The 16,642-nt window shown below is 66.3% G+C and carries 13 protein-coding genes; 9 read left to right on the top strand and 4 right to left on the bottom strand.

The window, feature by feature from the left end:
* Nucleotides 1-159 precede the first annotated feature (159 nt).
* Genes D3H54_RS03395 through D3H54_RS03430 form a run of 8 tightly spaced genes read left to right on the top strand, consistent with a single transcriptional unit; the run spans nucleotide 160 to nucleotide 11,408 of the window.
* Nucleotides 160-2,862: a phosphoenolpyruvate synthase gene (locus D3H54_RS03395; protein WP_286199097.1), complete on the top strand. Its 2,703-nt coding sequence runs from the start codon at nucleotides 160-162 to the stop codon at nucleotides 2,860-2,862.
* Entirely contained in the window at nucleotides 2,859-6,179 is a 3,321-nt protein-coding gene (locus D3H54_RS03400; RefSeq protein WP_149377864.1) for an AMP-binding protein, read from the top strand. Before D3H54_RS03395 ends, D3H54_RS03400 begins: the two co-directional genes overlap by 4 nt.
* Nucleotides 6,176-6,421, top strand: coding sequence for an acyl carrier protein (locus D3H54_RS03405; protein ID WP_149377865.1), 246 nt, complete (start codon nucleotides 6,176-6,178; stop codon nucleotides 6,419-6,421). The genes D3H54_RS03400 and D3H54_RS03405 overlap by 4 nt, the downstream gene beginning before the upstream one ends.
* The gene (locus D3H54_RS03410; protein WP_149377866.1) at nucleotides 6,418-7,467 is read left to right on the top strand and encodes an SDR family oxidoreductase; all 1,050 of its coding nucleotides are present in this window, start codon (nucleotides 6,418-6,420) and stop codon (nucleotides 7,465-7,467) included. Before D3H54_RS03405 ends, D3H54_RS03410 begins: the two co-directional genes overlap by 4 nt.
* Nucleotides 7,464-8,288: a nucleoside-diphosphate kinase gene (locus D3H54_RS03415; RefSeq protein WP_149377867.1), complete on the top strand. Its 825-nt coding sequence runs from the start codon at nucleotides 7,464-7,466 to the stop codon at nucleotides 8,286-8,288. The genes D3H54_RS03410 and D3H54_RS03415 overlap by 4 nt, the downstream gene beginning before the upstream one ends.
* Complete coding sequence (locus D3H54_RS03420) at nucleotides 8,285-9,202, top strand: AfsA-related hotdog domain-containing protein (protein WP_149377868.1); 918 nt, start codon at nucleotides 8,285-8,287, stop codon at nucleotides 9,200-9,202. Before D3H54_RS03415 ends, D3H54_RS03420 begins: the two co-directional genes overlap by 4 nt.
* A complete protein-coding gene (locus D3H54_RS03425; protein WP_149377869.1) occupies nucleotides 9,199-10,110 on the top strand; it encodes a UbiA family prenyltransferase in 912 nt (303 codons plus the stop codon). Before D3H54_RS03420 ends, D3H54_RS03425 begins: the two co-directional genes overlap by 4 nt.
* A 14-nt stretch (nucleotides 10,111-10,124) precedes the next feature.
* Nucleotides 10,125-11,408 carry a glycosyltransferase gene (locus tag D3H54_RS03430; protein WP_149377870.1) on the top strand — a complete coding sequence of 428 codons (1,284 nt, stop codon included), beginning with the start codon at nucleotides 10,125-10,127 and terminating at the stop codon, nucleotides 11,406-11,408.
* Here the strand turns inward: D3H54_RS03430 and D3H54_RS03435 are convergent.
* The 4 genes from D3H54_RS03435 to D3H54_RS03450 form a co-directional block, all read right to left on the bottom strand.
* The gene (locus D3H54_RS03435; protein ID WP_149377871.1) at nucleotides 11,405-12,742 is read right to left on the bottom strand and encodes a cytochrome P450; all 1,338 of its coding nucleotides are present in this window, start codon (nucleotides 12,740-12,742) and stop codon (nucleotides 11,405-11,407) included. The two genes, D3H54_RS03430 and D3H54_RS03435, sit on opposite strands and share 4 nt — an antisense overlap.
* A gap of 18 nt (nucleotides 12,743-12,760) precedes the next feature.
* On the bottom strand, nucleotides 12,761-14,455 hold the full coding sequence (locus tag D3H54_RS03440; RefSeq protein ID WP_149377872.1) for a DEAD/DEAH box helicase: 1,695 nt from the start codon (nucleotides 14,453-14,455) through the stop codon (nucleotides 12,761-12,763).
* Nucleotides 14,456-14,529: 74 nt separating this feature from the next.
* Nucleotides 14,530-15,018, bottom strand: coding sequence for a cupin domain-containing protein (locus D3H54_RS03445; RefSeq protein WP_149377873.1), 489 nt, complete (start codon nucleotides 15,016-15,018; stop codon nucleotides 14,530-14,532).
* A gap of 16 nt (nucleotides 15,019-15,034) precedes the next feature.
* Entirely contained in the window at nucleotides 15,035-15,931 is an 897-nt protein-coding gene (locus tag D3H54_RS03450; protein WP_149377874.1) for an SDR family NAD(P)-dependent oxidoreductase, read from the bottom strand.
* Nucleotides 15,932-16,033: 102 nt separating this feature from the next.
* Between D3H54_RS03450 and D3H54_RS03455 the strand changes: the two genes are divergently transcribed.
* Nucleotides 16,034-16,591: a TetR/AcrR family transcriptional regulator gene (locus tag D3H54_RS03455; RefSeq protein WP_149377875.1), complete on the top strand. Its 558-nt coding sequence runs from the start codon at nucleotides 16,034-16,036 to the stop codon at nucleotides 16,589-16,591.
* Nucleotides 16,592-16,642: the final 51 nt, after the last annotated feature.

The raw sequence follows: 16,642 nt of genomic DNA on the forward strand, positions 1-16,642 counted from the left end.
CCCGAAAGGGACCATGGGCTTTACCTGTCGGGGGAACGGTCATGCCACATTTGAATTCAATACTTTCGAAACTTGGAACCGGTAGCGGAACTCCTTCCCTAGTGTCGGCACCCGATCTCATCGCTTGAGATATCACGGAACTGACAGGAAGGGCGCGCGGTGCCGATCCTCCTGACCGGGCAAGAATCCGACGAGCAGTTGCGACTACTGGCCGGTGGAAAAGCGCGCAACCTCTGTGACCTCACGGCCGCCGGTTTCCCCGTGCCACGGTGGGCCATCCTCGGTACCGAAGCGTTCGAGAAAGCCTGTGCGGCCGCCGGCGTGAGCATCAGCCAAGCGCCGCTGTCGTTGGCCGAACGTCTTGCTGAGGCGGCGTTCGCCGAATCCGCGCTCTGCGAATTGACCATGCCGGCCGAGATTCGGGATGCCATTGCGGCGGCGGTCGATTATGTGGGCGCCGAAACTGTCGCCGTTCGTTCGTCCGGTCGGCAAGAAGACGGCGACCGCGATTCGTTTGCGGGACTGTTCGACACATTCTTGAATGTGGCCGGGCTCGATGCCACCGAAGACGCGGTGCGGCGTTGCTGGGCGTCGGCCTTCTCCCAGCGGGCCACCCAGTACCGCCACGTCCGCGGGCTCGACTTCGGCGATGTCGCCCTGGCGGTCGTGATCCAGCGATCGTTGACACCGCGCAGCAGCGGGGTGATGTTCACCGTCGACCCGATCACGGGGTCGCCAGACCGGCTGGTGATCAACGGCGTACTGGGCCTTGGTGAAGGTCTGGTCTCCGGCGCCGTCGATTCGGACTCGGTGAGCATCGACAAGGACACCGGCCGAATCCTCGACGAGATGGTCTCCGCGAAGAGTGAGATGATGGTCGGCGCCGCAGGCGGCGGAGTCGCCACAGTCGGCGTACCGGTCGAACGCCGGCAGGAGACCAGCGTCGACCCCGCATTGCGTGCCACGTTGTTGGACTTGGGAATTCGGCTCGAACAACACTTCGGCTCCCCGCAGGATGTCGAGTGGGCCTGCGACGACACCAGCACCTGGATCCTGCAATCCCGCCCGGTCACCACCCTGGATCGCGAGTTCGACCTCACCGCAGAGTATTTCGGTGAATCCACCGAGGAGGTCCGCATCTGGGACAACTCGAACATCATCGAGAGCTTCGCCGGTGTCACGTCACCCCTGACCTTCACCACGGCTCGCAAACTGTACGGCGACGTCTATCGGGCCTACGCGCGCAGCCTGAAGGTCCCACCGGCCCAGCTCGAACAGATGGAGTCGTGGCTGCCGGTGATGCTGGGCCAGTTCCACGGCCACGTCTACTACAACCTGCTGCACTGGTACCGGATGGTGGGCATCGCGCCCGGCTATCCGCTGAATCGGCGGGTCCTGGAAGTCGCGCTCGGCGTCAGCGAACCGCTCGACCGTAAGACGGCAACTCAGTTGCGTCCGTTCATCTTTGCGAATCCTGTTGAGAAGGCGGTGTCGCGGGCCCGCACCACCATCGCCTACCTGCGCAGCATCAGATCCGTCGATGCCATGATCGACGACTTCGATGACACGTTCGTCGACTTCATCGATCGCCACGGACTGATGGACGTATCGGCGATGGACGGGCCGTCGGCGTACCGGATGTTTCGCCAGATCTACGACGAAGTCGCCGATCTGTGGGGTCCGATGATGGTGCTCGACGCCATGTTGCTGACCATGGTCGGCTCGCTGGCCGTCCTCACGAAGACGTTCCTGCGGGGTGCGCCGGAGTGGGTCCAGTTCGCCGTCGTCAACCCCGAACCGGACGTGATCTCCGTCGAACCGGCCAGGGAACTGGCCGACATCGCCGCCTTCGTCCGGGAACACCCCGAACTCGATGAGTTCATCGCGTCAGCCGAGCCCTCGGTCGCCTACGCGCACCTCGCCGAGCGCGCCGACGACGCAGACTCGCCGCTATGGCAAGAGCTGCATTCCAAAATCGAGAAGTACATCGACCGCTTCGGGTATCGGTGTCTGGACGAACTCAAGCTCGAAACACCGGATCTGCGCCAAGATCCTGCCGGGATCTTTCATCTGCTGCGAATGGACACCGCCGGGCAGCGCGAGCACACCGGGAGCTCCGTCCAGGAGTACCTCGATGCGCACCTGCGGGGCCGGCGCCGACGAGTGTTCGATGCGTTGCGACGAAAGGTCCAACGCGCGGCGACGCACCGCGAGCACCTGCGTTTCTGCCGCACCCAGGGCTTCGGCATCCTGAAATCACTTGTGGGGGTGATGGGTCGGGAGTTGGAGCAACGGGGAACGATTCATGACCGGTCCGACGTCTTCCAGTTACGCATCGACGAGCTGTTCGATCTGTACGAGGACGCGATGACCACGGCCGCCGCCCAATCCGCGATCCGCCGCCGAAAACTTCTGCAGGACAGCTACTCACGGTTCGCCGCACCCGCCCGGTTCACCACCACCGGATCTGACTACTCAGAGCGCGAACTGGCGCGGGCCGGCTGGCGGCCGGCCGAAGAGTCGACACATGCGCCCGCCGGAACGGTACTCACCGGAACGCCGTCCAGCCCGGGTGTGGTGACCGGCCGCGCGGTCGTGGTCGAGAAGCCACAGGACTTCTCCAGCGGCATCCTGGTGGCATACCGGACCGATCCGGGCTGGGCGTCGGCCCTGCCGTTCGCGTCCGCGCTGCTCATCGAACGCGCATCCCCCCTCACCCACGTGGCGATCATCGCCCGCGAGCTCGGAGTGCCGACCGTCGTGCAGATCGACGGCCTGACCGACGCGGTACGCACCGGAATGACGGTGAGCGTCGATGGAGCCACTGGCCGGGTGGTCCTGGTGGAAGAGCCCGGGTCATGAACGACGTCGACCGCATCCGCGGCTGGTTGATGGAACCACGGGACAACACCGGGATTCACCTGGCCAATGACAAGAGCGGCTGGGACTTCGTCACCTACCGCGTGCTGGCCGACAATGCGCGACGCATCGCCCGCCGGCTGATCGACGACGGTGTCCGGCCGGGCGATGTCGTCAGCGTCTTGATGCCGACCTCCGACCTGTGTTTGTCGACGATGTTCGGTGTTCTGGCCGCGGGTGCCACCCTCACTCCGATCGTGCCGCCGATGTTCCAACCGCCGGATCAGTACACCGCGCACCTGCACGGCATCCTCGGGGTGTCGGGCTGCACCGCGATGGTGGCCTCGTCCGCCTACGCCGAGCTGGCCGGTCGTGCAATCACCGGTCTTGCCCACGAGCCCACAGTGATTGCGATCGACGGTGTTCCGGAGTCCGAGCTGTTGGATGAGCTCGCCGAGCCCGCTCCCGCGGTGCTGCTGCAGATGACCTCGGGTTCGACGAGCGCACCCCGCGGTGCCAGCATCAGCTGGCGCAGCCTGGCGACCAACCTCAATGTCATGGAAGAACTCTGCGGTATGGCCGACGGCCAGGTCGGTGTCTCCTGGCTTCCCCTGTACCACGACATGGGGCTGATCGGCGTGCTCTTCCAGGCCATGACCCGTCAGCGAAATCTGCAGCTGATGCGCCCCGACCAGTTCATCCGTGACCCACTGCGGTGGCTGAAAGCGGCTGCCACCTCGCAGCACACCGCATCCCCGTCGTTCGGGCTGGTGTACACCAGCACCAGGCTCACGCCAGATGATCTCGGTGACATCGATCTGTCTGGGCTGCGGACGCTGGTCGTCGGGGCTGAGCCCATCAACCCGGCACATCTGCGGGCGTTCACCGAACTGACTGCGGGCCATGGATTTTCCCCCGACGCCTTCATGCCCTCGTACGGTCTTGCCGAGCACACATTGTTCGCCACCTCGCACCGGCTGGGCGAGCCGCACCGGATGGTTCGGGTGGACCGGGCCGCGCTGCGTCACGGTCACCCGGTGCGGGTGCTCTCGCGCGTGACAGGCGACATCACCGCCGACACCGGCAGCGATTGCGTGGTGTCGGTCGGCAAAGCCGCACCGGGACATGCGGTCTGGATCGCCGATGAGTCCGGTGACCGGCTGCCCGACGGGGTGTTGGGCGAGATCGTCCTGTCCGGGCCGTCGGTGGCGCAGGGATACCGCGGAAATTGCGACAGCACCACACGATTCGTCGGCGAGGAGCTGCGCACCGGGGACGCCGGATTCCTGCTCGACGGCCAACTGCACGTATTGGGCCGGATGGGGACCAGCCTGAAGATCAACGGGCGCAGCGTCTTCACCGAGGACCTGGATGTGACGACAGCGGATGCGCTGGGAATCGCGCCGAGTCGCGTCGTCACCGTCGCGGTCAACGAGTCAGAACGCCCCGGGGTCGCGGTGTTCATCGAACACATGAAGGTGACCCCCGAGATGATCACCGCTGCAATCAGATCCCTGCAGGCGAACGTCGGCGAGGACGCCCCGCTGTGGCTGATCAGTACACCGCGCGGAACGCTGTCCCGTACGTCGAGCGGTAAGCCGCGTCGGGCACACCTGTGGCAGCAGTGGCGCGCGGGCCGATTCACCAGGGCTCGATTGCTCGCCATCGGCGGCGCGAATCGAGACGTCCAGGGGCTCCAACGGATCCGCGCCCTGTTCGAGAAGACCCGCGAGCTCGCCGTGATTCCCGATGATGCGACAGTGCATTTCGAGGGATCGCTCGCCGAGGGATTCGGCAACGAGGGCTCGGACATCGACTTCCTGCTGGTGGTGCCCGGCGCTGAACAGCCGGTGATGCCCACGGTTCTGTTCGTCGACGGTCGCCGAGTGGAGGTTCGGGCCCAGTCGCACGAGCAGATCCGCGAACGGCTGCTGAAGGTCAGACGGGCGATCGATACGGGTTCGGTGGCCGGGGTGTCCGAGGACCTGCTCAACAGGGTTCAGCGGTTCCTGCGCGGTATCCCGCTGTACGTCGGGTCCGACTACGGGCAGCTCCTCGACATCGTCTCCTACGCCGAGCTCACCACCGTGCTCAGCTCGTGGTGGCGCCGGCGGGCCAACGGATGCCTGCGCTATGCCGTCGCGCTGGCGCTGCTGGGTAACGACGTCGAGGCGGTCCGGTGGGCCCGAGAAGGTGTGGCGCAGCAGATGAAAGCGTTCCTCGCCGCGCGCGGTGAGGGCTACATCGAGATCAAATGGCTTCCGGAGCAGATCACTCGGCTCTCGCGTGACGCCGACGCGACGGTCGGCGCGCTGCTGGATGACTACCGAGCACTTGACGCCACACCGGCCACACCTGATTCGAGCCGGGACATCGTCGAGCGGGCACTGGCGCTGGCGGTGCGATTGGGCGGCCCGAGAATCACGCTCGATCCCACGAACGTCGTCTTACGGCGGATGCCCGGAGTCACCACCTGGCCCATCGGAACCGCCACTCATGTCGTGCGTGACAGAGCCGACGTGTTCGTACTGTCCGCCGACTGCGCGCAATCGTGGCGGAAGGTGATCTTCGGTGAGTCCCTGGCCACCACACAGGCTGACCCGCAGCATATTCAGCTGTTCGTCGACCACGGCCTCGTCGGGCTGGCGTGGCGCGGCGGGGCAGTCATCACCCCGGTGGCGGCGATGTGCACACCGGGCCGGCCGCTCACACCGCTGCCGTCCACCCAGCGCCCGGTCGTCACGATCGATGGCGTCCTCACCGACCGGGGAATCGTCCGATCCCCGCTGGGCGCACGGGCGTTCGCGGAATGCGCCGGAGCGTTGCTGTTGGCCAACATGGTGCTCGAGAACGCCCGCGAAGACTTCAGCGGTGCGGTCAAGGACGGACAGTGGCAGGTCGCCTCGCTGTGCGGGCGACGGATCGTGATCATGGCCACCCGAATCCTGGCCAGCGCCTGGGGTATCACCCCGCTGCCAGCCGACCCCGTGCTGGCGAGCAGGCTGGAGATGCTGGTACCCGAGCATCCCCAGTTGGCGCAGACCGCTCGCGGCCTCATCGAGCTCTCCATCGCCGATGAGGACGACGCGGGATCGGTACACCAGGAACTCGATGCGTTCGTCGCCGAGGTGCGCAAGGTCACCTGCGGCGAGAACTTCCCCTCGTCGTTCGCGTCCAGGGAAGAGTGGCAGCGCACCATCCGGTACGGATATCACTGGCTGCGCATGGGCGGATACTTCGACGCCTATGTCGAACTGGACGAGATCCGCGATCTGCTGACCACCGGCGGAGCCCAACCTGCAGCAAGGCCGACGTCATGAGCGACATCGGCGATGAGGTTCTGGCGCTGGTCGCGGCGATGGCCCCCGACACGGCCGGCGAGCCGGACCTGAGCAGCGCCCTGGTCGGCGATCTCGGATACACCTCGCTGCGGCTGCTCGAGCTGTCGATCGCCGTCGAGCGCGCCTTCGAGCTGCCGCAGCTCGACCACGAGATGCTCGCCGGCGTCTCGACCGTGGGAGATCTGGTGAATCTCGTTCACGCCCAGAAGGAATCGACATGAGCGGGACCGTGTTGGTCACGGGGGCCGCCGGGCACGTCGGCGCCGGCGTCGTCGGCCGGCTGTCCCGCCGCGGGCGCACCGTCATCGCGCTGACACACGATCGCCCGGTCGCCGCCGCGCGAGAGCTGCACGGCGATGTCCGCAGCGCAGACTTCGGCCTCGACCAGCAGACCGTGTCGGAACTCGCGAATGAGGTTGACGTGGTGGTGCATTCCGCCGCGGTGACCGACTTCGGGCTACCGGAGCAGCGCTACACCGAGATCAACGTTGACGGGACGGCCAATGCCGTGGCCTTGGCGCGCCGCCTGGATGCCGGCCTGGTCTATGTGAGCACCACCTACGTGTGCGGCGAGACCGAAGGGGTCTTCTACGAGGACCAGCTCGATATCGGCCAGCGGTTCAGCAACGCCTACGAACAGAGCAAGTATCGGGCCGAACAACTGGTCGCCGAAGCCGGCCTCCGGTCGGTGGTCGTCCGGCCCGGCATCGTGACCGGGGAATACCGCACCGGGAACACCGAGGTCTACAAGCACATCTACCAACTGCTCAAGGTGATCGTCGAGGGCAGGCTGCGGACGCTGCCCGGAAACTACTCCGCGACATTGGGATTGGTCCCGATCGGCCACGTCGCCGACGTCGTCGCGGCCGCGGTGGAGAAATTCGACGACAACATCGGACGGACATTCCACGCGGTGGGCGCCAACGCCCTTTCGCTGCGCACCGTCTCCGATGTCCTTGCCGAGTATCCGTCCTTCTGCATTCCTGATTTCGTGCCGCCCAGCACATTCAGCGAAGCTGATCTCGACGAGATCGAGCGCCGCTACTTCGACAAGGTCGGCATCCTCTATACGAGCTACCTACGGCGGCGCCTGGAGTTCGACAGCACCAACACCCGCGAGCGACTCGGTGTCACGCCGCCTGCCATCGGTCCCGGCTATTTCCGACGCCTCCTCGACTCCTGCCTGCGCACCGGCTATTTGGGCCGGCCCGAGCCGTCGGTCGCCGAGGTGCTGGCCCGATTGCAGGCCACCAGGAGTCCCGCATGATCCGCACCGACAGCAGGTATGACTCGGACACCTACTTCATCGAGACGTGCGATGCGCTCGCGGCGATGAACATCGACCGTGGCACGTTCGCCCATGAGCATGCACTGATGCTGCTCAAGCCCGATGCGGCCGTCACCGGGGCGATGGGGTCGGCCATCACCTGGCTGCTCGATCACGGCTATCGCATCGCCGGGGCATATCCGGTGCAGCTGACGTATCTGCATCTACGGGCGTTGTGGTACTTCAATTGGCACCGCGCGACCGCCGAGCGTCGCCGGGTTGCGGACCGTCTCGCCGGACTGTCACCGTCGCTGGTCCTCGTCGTCGGCCATCCCGACGATGAGCAGCCGGTCTCGGTTCGGCTCACGGCGGACAAAGGCCCCGCCGACCCGGCGCAGCGGCAACCTCATCACCTACGGCATGCGCTCGCGGCCGGAACCTATCTGCTGAACAAGGTTCATACTCCCGACGATCCCGACGATGTGTTGCGGGAAATGAGTATCTACTTTCCCGATCCGCAACTGAGCGCCGTGATTTCCGCTTGCGTCAAAGGCGCCGACGCAACAGCAGATGCCGTTCGCATCGTCGACGGTATCGAGTCCGGCCTTGACCGCAGAAGCGGTGACCTCACCGCCGCGCAGGACGCCGTCTGGCAAAGCCTTGGTGGGATCGATGTGTGGGATCGACCCCGAACCGGTGAGGAATGGCTGGCCGCATTGGCGGATGCAGATAACCGGGGCATTGACGTCGATCCGTGGTTCCGGATCGTGATCGAGTCCTCCTATCTTCCGATGCACCGACAGGGAAGTGACGGGATATGAACGGGGAGAGGTACTCTCAGACGATCCGCCGGGAGTTGGTGCACAAGCGCGCGGTATCCGAAGTGCTAGTCACCTCGATGGGTGGTCAGGGGGACACCTGGACAGCGCATGCCCAACTGCCACGCCTGCACAGCTTTCACTCCGACGGGCTGGGGCGGCAGGGTTCGTACTACGATCCGCTTCTCGTCCTGGAGGCGTTCCGGCAGGCATGCATCGCGGGCAGCCATCTGTTCTATGACGCACCGCCGGATGCCCGGCATACCGTGCGGCTCTACGAACTGGCCGTGGTCGACTTCGACCATCTGGCGTGCGGTGCCGAGATGCTGGATCTGGAACTGAACTTGGCGGTGCAGAAGGAATTTCGTCGTGACGGCCACGACGCGGTGCATGGTCTGGAAGTTCGTGCCGTCGTGGCCCATGAGGGCACCAAGACGATGGAACTGTCGGCCGCGTTCAACTGGATGCCGGTGGAGAAGTGGGACCGGCTGCGGGCTGGTGCGAGTTGGGACCCGGGGCCACAGCCGGCCCCGGCCGATCCTCGATCGGTCGGCCGGACACGGATGGCGAACGTGGTGATCGGTGCCCCGGTCCGCGCGGCGCAGAGTGGCGCGGCGCGCGCGCCGCTCGTGGTGGACATCAGTCACGCGACACTCTTCGACCATCCCCTCGACCATCTCCCCGGCGGACTCATCATCGAGGCCGCTCGGCAGCTTTCCCTGGTGATCGCCGATTCGCGTGCAGAGGATCTGGTAGGTCCGTCGTGGCTGAAGATCGGGTTTCAGTCGTTCGCCGAAATGGATTCGGTGAGCACGGTGTCGATGACACGCGATGGCGCCGACCCGCTGACGTTCCGGGGCGACATCACGCAGTCGGGTCAGACCAGGGCCACCATCGAACTGGCATTCATGGAATGACGGTCCTGCGGCGGACGGGCGGTATCGGCGCGTTCCTGGTCGAACGTTGCCTGCCCGTCTATCCCGTCTACCTGGCGCTGTGGGTGATCGCGGTCGAGTCCATGGTCGTGGTCGTCGGGCAGTCGTCCGGCCCGTGGCGGCCGTCCTGGGATACCGCGCTGAAGATTGTGGCGCTCAACGCCGCCGGTGCCTTCCTGCGCATGGTCGACGACCAGAAGGATCTGGATTACGACAGGGTGCACAACCCGGACCGACCACTCGTCCAAGGCCGGATCAGCACCCGGGAGTTGCGGATCGCGATGATCCCGGCGGCGGCGGTGGCCGTACTGCTGGCGGCGATGGTCTCGGGTTGGACAGTCGTGTTCGTGGCGCTCATCCTCGGCTACAGCCTTGTCCTGTGGTGGTTGGAGTCGCGGGTTCCGGTGGTACGCGACAACCCGTTGGTGAACCTGGCGGCCGCATGTCCCGCACAGTTCCTGGCAACGGGTTTCGCGATGACGGGCCGGCCAGGTGTCGGAGATGCGTCCTGGGGACAGCTGGCCGCCGTCCTGCTGGTGTTCACCACCGCATTCCTGCATGTGGAGTTGGCGCGCAAGACCACTCGGGTGGCAGCCGCCGATGACCTGCGGTCGTATTCACGGGTCATCGGGCCGACCGCGAGCGGTGGCATGGTTCTGGTTCTCGGACTGTCGGCTGTGCTGATGGAGGTGCTACTCACCTCGCCGTGGAGTTGGTCCGGGCGCTGGTGGCCGATCGCCTGGTTGCCCGCCGTCGCGGCGGCGTTGCCGTTGCTGTCGTCGTGGATCTTCTTCGTGCGGCGCACCGAGGTCCACCCTCGAGGATTGCCAACGTTTTTCGTGATCGTGTTCTACCTCGCCATCGTCGGGCAGGGTTTGGTCTACCACTAGAAAGGGGCCCTAGAGTGCGGATCCTCATACCGCTGGTCGGGAGTCGCGGGGACGTTCAGCCCGGGGTGGCGCTCGGTCTGGAACTCGAGCGCCGCGGCCATGACGTGATCATCGGGGCACCAACGAATTTCGTCGACTTCGTCGCCAGAGCCGGTCTGACCGCGCGCCAGTTCGGCCCCGATGTCCATGCGTTGTATTCCTCTCCGGAGGGTCAGAAGGCATTGGCGGCGGGCAGCACGTTCAAGCTGATGTCGATGGTGTCGAAGCAGATGTCGGAATACGCCGACCGGATGGACGACGAACTGATCGACATCTCCAGGGGAGCGGAGATGATCGTCTGCACCACGTTCAGTGAGGACCGGTCTGCGATCGTGTCTGAGTCCCTGGGTATTCCGATGGTGACACTGCACACCTACCCGTGCCGCAAGAACAGTTTGTACGCGCCGCCGGGATCGGTGCCGGCCAACTGGAAGGTGCCCGGGGTTTTCAATCGCGTGGCGTGGTCCGCGATCGAGCGACTGCGGACCGTGGTGTTCGGGAAGTACCTCAACAACCTCCGGGGCAAGCTCGGCTTACCGCGATCGTGGGCCAGTACCGAATCGATTCTCGCGGGGCGCAATGTCCCCGAGCTGCAGATGTACGACCCCGCGTTCGTGCCGGGCCTGGCCGAGGAGTGGGGCTCGTCGCGGCCGATGGTGGGTTTCCTGTGGTTGCCGCAGTCGGCCCGGGCGGCGATCGGCGAGTCGGCCGAAGACCACACCGAGGTGCTCCAGTGGATGGACGCCGGTACGCCGCCGATCTTCTTCGGGTTCGGCAGCATGCCCATTCTGGATTTCGGATCGGTGCTCGGCATGATCGAGCACATCTGCGAAAGAACCGGCCAGCGGGCGCTGGTCAGCGTCGGCGGCGCCCACCTGAGCCCCGAACTGCGGAACACCTCCGACAACGTGAAGGTCGTCGACGCGCTGGCTCATGACCTCGTCTTCCCGCACTGCAAGGCGGCTGTCCACCACGGTGGCATCGGCACGCTCTTCGAGAGCCTGCGGGCTGGGTCGCCGACGCTGGTGTGCTCGGTGTCGTTCGATCAGCCGGTGTGGGGACACCAGGTCGAAAGACTCGGGGTCGGTGCGCACATTCCGTTCACGAAATTGCGGGCCGATACCCTCGGCGCCGGCATCGATGCCATCCTGGATCCGGATATGCGTTCCCGGGCAGAAGCGTTCGGCGCGCGCCTGCAGGCGACCGGCGACGGTGTGCCGCGAGTCTGCGACATCGTGGAGAAGACCGCGGCCCGCTAGCCGGGTGTTCGGGGCGAGAACACCACCGGCAGGGATGCCGGCGACAGCACGAAATCCTTGGCTTGCGGCTTGACCTGGAAACCGGCAGGCAGCCGGATGTCCCACCGCGAGAACAATGCCGCCGCCTGCAGCGTGATCGACAACAACGCGAATTGGCTTCCGGGGCAATGCCGTTGACCCAGGCCGAACGCCATCATGACGTCCCGGTCCACCGTGTCGGATTCCCAGCGGTCGGGGTCGAAGGTCGATGCATGGGGGAAATACCGGTCCTGAAGGTGCACCATCAACGGGCTGAACAAGATGTTGGTGCCATCTCCGAACTCCACCGAGCCGATGCGTACCGGCCCGTCGGAGGTGAGGATGCTGATCCACGGCGCCCACAGCCGCAGCGTCTCGGTGAGAACATTGCGCAGGTAGCGCAATGCAGGCACATCGCCCACTTCCACTGGGCGAGAACCGACTACGGAGTCCAGTTCGTCGCGGATCTTCGCGGCGATGCCGGGCGCACGGCTCGTCTCGTAGATGAGCCAGGAGAACATCGACGACTGGGATCCGATGCTCGCCGCCAACGCCAGCAGTAGTTCGTCGACGAGGTCGTCATCGGACAGCGTCGCCCCGGTCTCCTCGTCGACGTGATGCAGAAGCGCCGACAGCATGTCGCCCTCGTCGGGTGCGTGGCGCCGGCGCTCGATCAGCGACCGCAGCGCGGCACGGACCCGCCTGGAATCGGCGATGAATCGGCGGTTGGCCAGCAGCCGCAACTGCCTTGCGGTCTTGGGCAGGGCGCCACGAATGATGACTTCGCTGAGCAGCCAAGGGGTTCGCTCGCGGATGACGTCGATCTCTTCGGCGTCGGATTGGGCACGGAACAAGGTTGCCAGCATGGTGCGCATCACCAGCTGGTGCACGCTGGCCCGCAAGTCGGTCTGGGCGCCGCCGACGAGTGAGCCTGCCCAGTCGTCGGCGATCGCTGCGACGGTGACCCCGTATTCGTTGAGGCGGCGTTGGCGAAATACCGGGGCGATCAGTCGGCGCCTCAGGTCGTGTTCGGGCCCGCTGAGTACATTGGTCGCGCCACTGACCAATTCATGGATGGCCTCGCGCATCGGCTCGCGGTGGAAGGACCCGGCGCGGCCGAGGCTGACGTCGCGGATCAGCTCCGGGGTGGTGAGCAGGTAGGAGGCTCGCGGCCCCAGGTACACCCGGACGATGGGACCGATGCCGGGGGCGCGCAGCAGCAACTCGCGCGGGTCACCCGTGACCATGTGGGCGTGGCCGATCAACGGCAGACGCCCTGGCGCCGTGGGGATTCCAGACAGACCGGCTGGCGTCATGGCGGCAGCGTAGCTGGTTTACGACGAGGTGAGGCTGCGAACGGCTTCGATGCGGGCTTTGAGCTGATCGGTGGTGGCAGCGGCCACCGGTGGTCCGCCGCAGACGCGGCGCAGTTCGTTGTGGATCTGACCGTGGGTCTTGCCGGTGCGGTGGTGGGCCAGCGACACCAGGGCGTTGAGTTCGCGGCGCAGATCCCGCAGCTGACCGTGCGTGGTCAGCCGCGGCACCTCACCGCTGGCGGTGCGCTTCTCGATCTGCTCTTCTTGCCTGCGCCGCAACAGATCTCGCATCGATGCGGCGTCGAGCAGGCCCGGGATGCCGAGGTAGTCGGCCTCCTCGTCGCTGCCGGCCGGTGTCGCGGTCCCGAACGACGAGCCGTCGAAGATGACCTGATCGAGCTCGGCGTCGGCGCCCAGATACTCGATCTTGTTGTCGCCCTCGTCGGGTTCGTCGCGGTTCTGCTTGGCCAGCTCCGCCTCGAGTGGATCGTCCTCGAGGTTCTCCCGGTGCGGCTTGCCCAGCACGTGATTGCGCTGTGCCTCCATCTCGCTGGCGAGCAGCAGCAGGTTGGGCACCGACGGCAGGAAGATGCAGGCGGTCTCACCGGGCCGCCGTGAGCGCACGAACCGGCCGATCGCCTGGGCGAAGAACAACGGAGTCGAGGCGCTGGTGGCGTACACGCCGACCGCGAGGCGCGGGACGTCGACACCTTCGGACACCATCCGCACCGCGACCAGCCAGCGCGAGGTGCTCTCCGAGAACTGCGAGATGCGATCCGAGGCGCCCTTGTCGTCGGAGAGCACGACGGTGGGGGCCTCGCCGGTGATTTTGAGCAGCAGGTCGGCGTAGGCGCGGGCTGCGGTCTGATCGGAGGCGATGATCATGCCGCCGGCGTCCGGCACGTGTTCGCGAAGCCCGCGCAGCCGGGTGTCGGCCGCGGCGATCACCGCGGGCATCCATTCGCCGGCCGGGTTGAGCGCGGTCTTCCAGGCCCGGGCGGTCTGCTCGGCGGTCAACGGCTCACCCAAGCGTGCCGCGTGTTCCTCGCCGGCGCTGTCGCGCCAGCGGGCCTCACCGGAGTAGGCCATGAACATGACCGGGCGCACGACACCGTCGGCCAGCGCGTCGGAATAGCCGTAGGTGTGGTCGGCCTGGGAGCGGGCGAAGCCGTCGGGACCGACCTCGTAGTTGACGAACGGGATCGCGCTGTCGTCGCTGCGGAACGGGGTCCCGGTCAGGGCCAGCCGGCGCGTCGCGTCGTCGAACGCCTCCCGGATCGCGTCACCCCAGGTTTTGGCGTCGCCGCCGTGGTGGATCTCGTCGAAGACGACGAGGGTCTTGCGGTTCTCGGTGCGTACCCGGTGCCGGGTGGGATGGCTGGCGACCTGGGCGTAGGTGACGACGACACCGTGATACTCCGCGGAGGTCTGTGAATTCGAGTTGGAGAACTTGGGGTCCAGGGAGATGCCGTGCCGCGCGGCGGCCTGCGCCCACTGGATCTTGAGGTGCTCGGTGGGGACGACGATGGTGACCGCTTCGACGGTGCCTTCGGCGAGGAGCTCGGCGACGATCCGCAGGGCGAAGGTGGTCTTACCGGCGCCGGGGGTCGCGACAGCGAGAAAGTCGCGCGGCTTGGCGGCCAGATACTTGACCAACGCCCGTCGCTGCCAGCCCCGTAACGCCTGGGTGCTGGGCGCATCAACTGCCCGCACCCCTGGGACTCCTCTCGGTCGAGATGGACTCTAGTGCAAGCGGATCCGCCCGCGCACTTCGATCCGGCGTGTCGTCAGACCAAGAAGTTGTCGTTGCGAATGAAGAACTCGCGGCGTTCGTCGTCGGTCAGCTCGCCGAGCTTGGGCAACCCCTCGAAATAGAACTCACGGGGCGCGCCGGGAGCAAACAACATCAAGATCGCGGCGGGCTCGTCGGACTGGTTCCCGAAACCGTGGATGCCACCGGGTGGGACGTACAGGTAGTCGCCTTGCTCGCCGACGGTCCAGTCGCGGCCGTCGAACAACTGGATCCGGCCGGACAGCACGAAGAAGGATTCCGACATGGCCTTGTGAAAGTGCGGCCCGGGGCCACCCGCCTTCGGGCCGAGGTCGACGCGGTACAGACCGAAGTCGCCGCCGGTCGATGTGTCGGTGGCGAGGTAGGTGTACTTGACCGGGCCGACTTCGAAGTCGGCCGGGGTGTCGGCCTTGCGCAAGGTGGCGCTGATGTCGCCGTCCCCCTCGTACCGCGGCGGGGGATAGGGCGGCACATGCAGCGACATGGCTACATTGTGCCGCTCATCCGAGCGGGTAGGTCACGCCCGTCAGTTCTTCGGACACCGCCCACAACCGCTTCTGCGCCGCGACGTCGTGCGACCGGCGATTGGAGGAGACGAGCTTCGGATAGCCCCGCATCTGCAGCAGTCCGCCGGGTCCGTAGTACTGGCCGCCGCGCACTGTCGGGTCGGTGGCCGCGCGCAGCTGCGGAAGCGCGCCCATCTCTGAACTCTGCACGGTCAGCCCGAATCCCCACTCGACGATCTTGGGCAGGTTGCGGCCCAACTCGGTGGCCGAGCTTCCCGGGTGGGCGGCGGTGGCGATGGTGTCGGTCGCGGCCAGGCGCTTCTGGAGTTCGTAGGTGAACAGCAGGTTGGCCAGCTTGGCCTGACCGTAGGCGCGGGTGCGGTCGTAGCTGCGTTCGGACTGCAGATCGTCGAAGCGCATGCGTCCGAATCGGTGGCCGTTGCTGCTGACCGTGACGATCCGCGAGGCCGGGGCGGCGAGCACGCGATCCAGCAGCAGGCCGGTCAGCGCGAAGTGGCCGAGGTGGTTGGTGCCGAACTGCAGCTCGAACCCGTCCTGGGTGGTCTGCTTCGGCGTCATCATCACGCCGGCGTTGTTGATCAGCAGGTCGATGCGGTCGTGACGGGCGCGCAGCTCGTCGGCGGCGGCGCGGATGGACGCCAGCGAGGTCAGGTCGAGTTCTTGGACGCTGACGTCGGCGCCGGGGTAGCGCCGCACGATGAGGTCGGCGGCGGCCTTGCCCTTGTCGAGGTTGCGGACGGCGAGAACCACGTGCGCGCCCTTGGCTGCCAGCGCGCGGGCGGTCTCATAGCCCAGGCCGGTGTTGGCGCCGGTGATGACCGCGGTGCGGCCCGTTTGGTCCGGGATGTCGGCTGCAGTCCAGTGGGCCATGCAGATCTCCTCGTCTAAACTCGATAAACGGAGCGCACGCCCCGGTTTCTTCGACTATACGGAACGTGCGCCCCGCTTTGTCAACGCGTGAAGGGGTGTGAGGTGGTGCTGAGCTGCCGGCCGCTGCGGGCTGATGCCGCGCGCAACCGCGCCCGGGTACTGCAGGTGGCCTACGAGGTCTTCGCCGAGCAGGGGCTGGCCGTGCCGATCGACGAGATCGCCCGGCGCGCCGGGGTCGGCGCGGGCACGGTCTACCGGCATTTCCCGACCAAGGAAGCCTTGTTCGAAGCAGTCATCAGCGATCGGGTGCGCCTGGTCGTGGCGCGGGGGCGGGAGTTGCTCGCCGCTGATCCGTCCACGGCGCTGTTCGAATTCCTCCGCGAGATGGTGCGTTCCGGTGCCGCCGACCACGGCATGGTCGAGGCGTTGGCGAGCTACGGGATCGACCTCGACTCCGCGGCGCCCGGCGCCGAGGCGGAGTTCCTCGAAGTGCTGGGGGAGATGCTGGTGGCGGCGCAACAGGCTGGTGCCGCGCGCTCCGACGTCGGTGTCGCCGAGCTCAAGGCACTGCTGGTCGTGTGCAAGAGCGGCCAGGAATACGGCGACGACGTCGCCGACCGGATCACCAACGTCATCGTGGCCGGTTTACGCGCCGGGTGAACGGTTGATCCACTTCTTGCACTCGCCTAGGGCGAGTGCTAAGAATGTGGT

Origin of the sequence: Mycobacterium sp. ELW1, assembly GCF_008329905.1 — a bacterium.
Taxonomy (GTDB): Bacteria; Actinomycetota; Actinomycetes; order Mycobacteriales; family Mycobacteriaceae; genus Mycobacterium.

Excerpts from the sequence above, each read along its gene's own strand:
- D3H54_RS03450 (WP_149377874.1), bottom strand. The coding sequence starts at position 15,931 with ATGGCCCACTGGACTGCAGCCGACATCCCGGACCAAACGGGCCGCACC.
- D3H54_RS03410 (WP_149377866.1), top strand. The coding sequence starts at position 6,418 with ATGAGCGGGACCGTGTTGGTCACGGGGGCCGCCGGGCACGTCGGCGCC.
- D3H54_RS03435 (WP_149377871.1), bottom strand. The coding sequence starts at position 12,742 with ATGACGCCAGCCGGTCTGTCTGGAATCCCCACGGCGCCAGGGCGTCTG.
- D3H54_RS03415 (WP_149377867.1), top strand. The coding sequence starts at position 7,464 with ATGATCCGCACCGACAGCAGGTATGACTCGGACACCTACTTCATCGAG.
- D3H54_RS03400 (WP_149377864.1), top strand. The coding sequence starts at position 2,859 with ATGAACGACGTCGACCGCATCCGCGGCTGGTTGATGGAACCACGGGAC.
- D3H54_RS03425 (WP_149377869.1), top strand. The coding sequence starts at position 9,199 with ATGACGGTCCTGCGGCGGACGGGCGGTATCGGCGCGTTCCTGGTCGAA.
- D3H54_RS03445 (WP_149377873.1), bottom strand. The coding sequence starts at position 15,018 with ATGTCGCTGCATGTGCCGCCCTATCCCCCGCCGCGGTACGAGGGGGAC.
- D3H54_RS03420 (WP_149377868.1), top strand. The coding sequence starts at position 8,285 with ATGAACGGGGAGAGGTACTCTCAGACGATCCGCCGGGAGTTGGTGCAC.
- D3H54_RS03405 (WP_149377865.1), top strand. The coding sequence starts at position 6,176 with ATGAGCGACATCGGCGATGAGGTTCTGGCGCTGGTCGCGGCGATGGCC.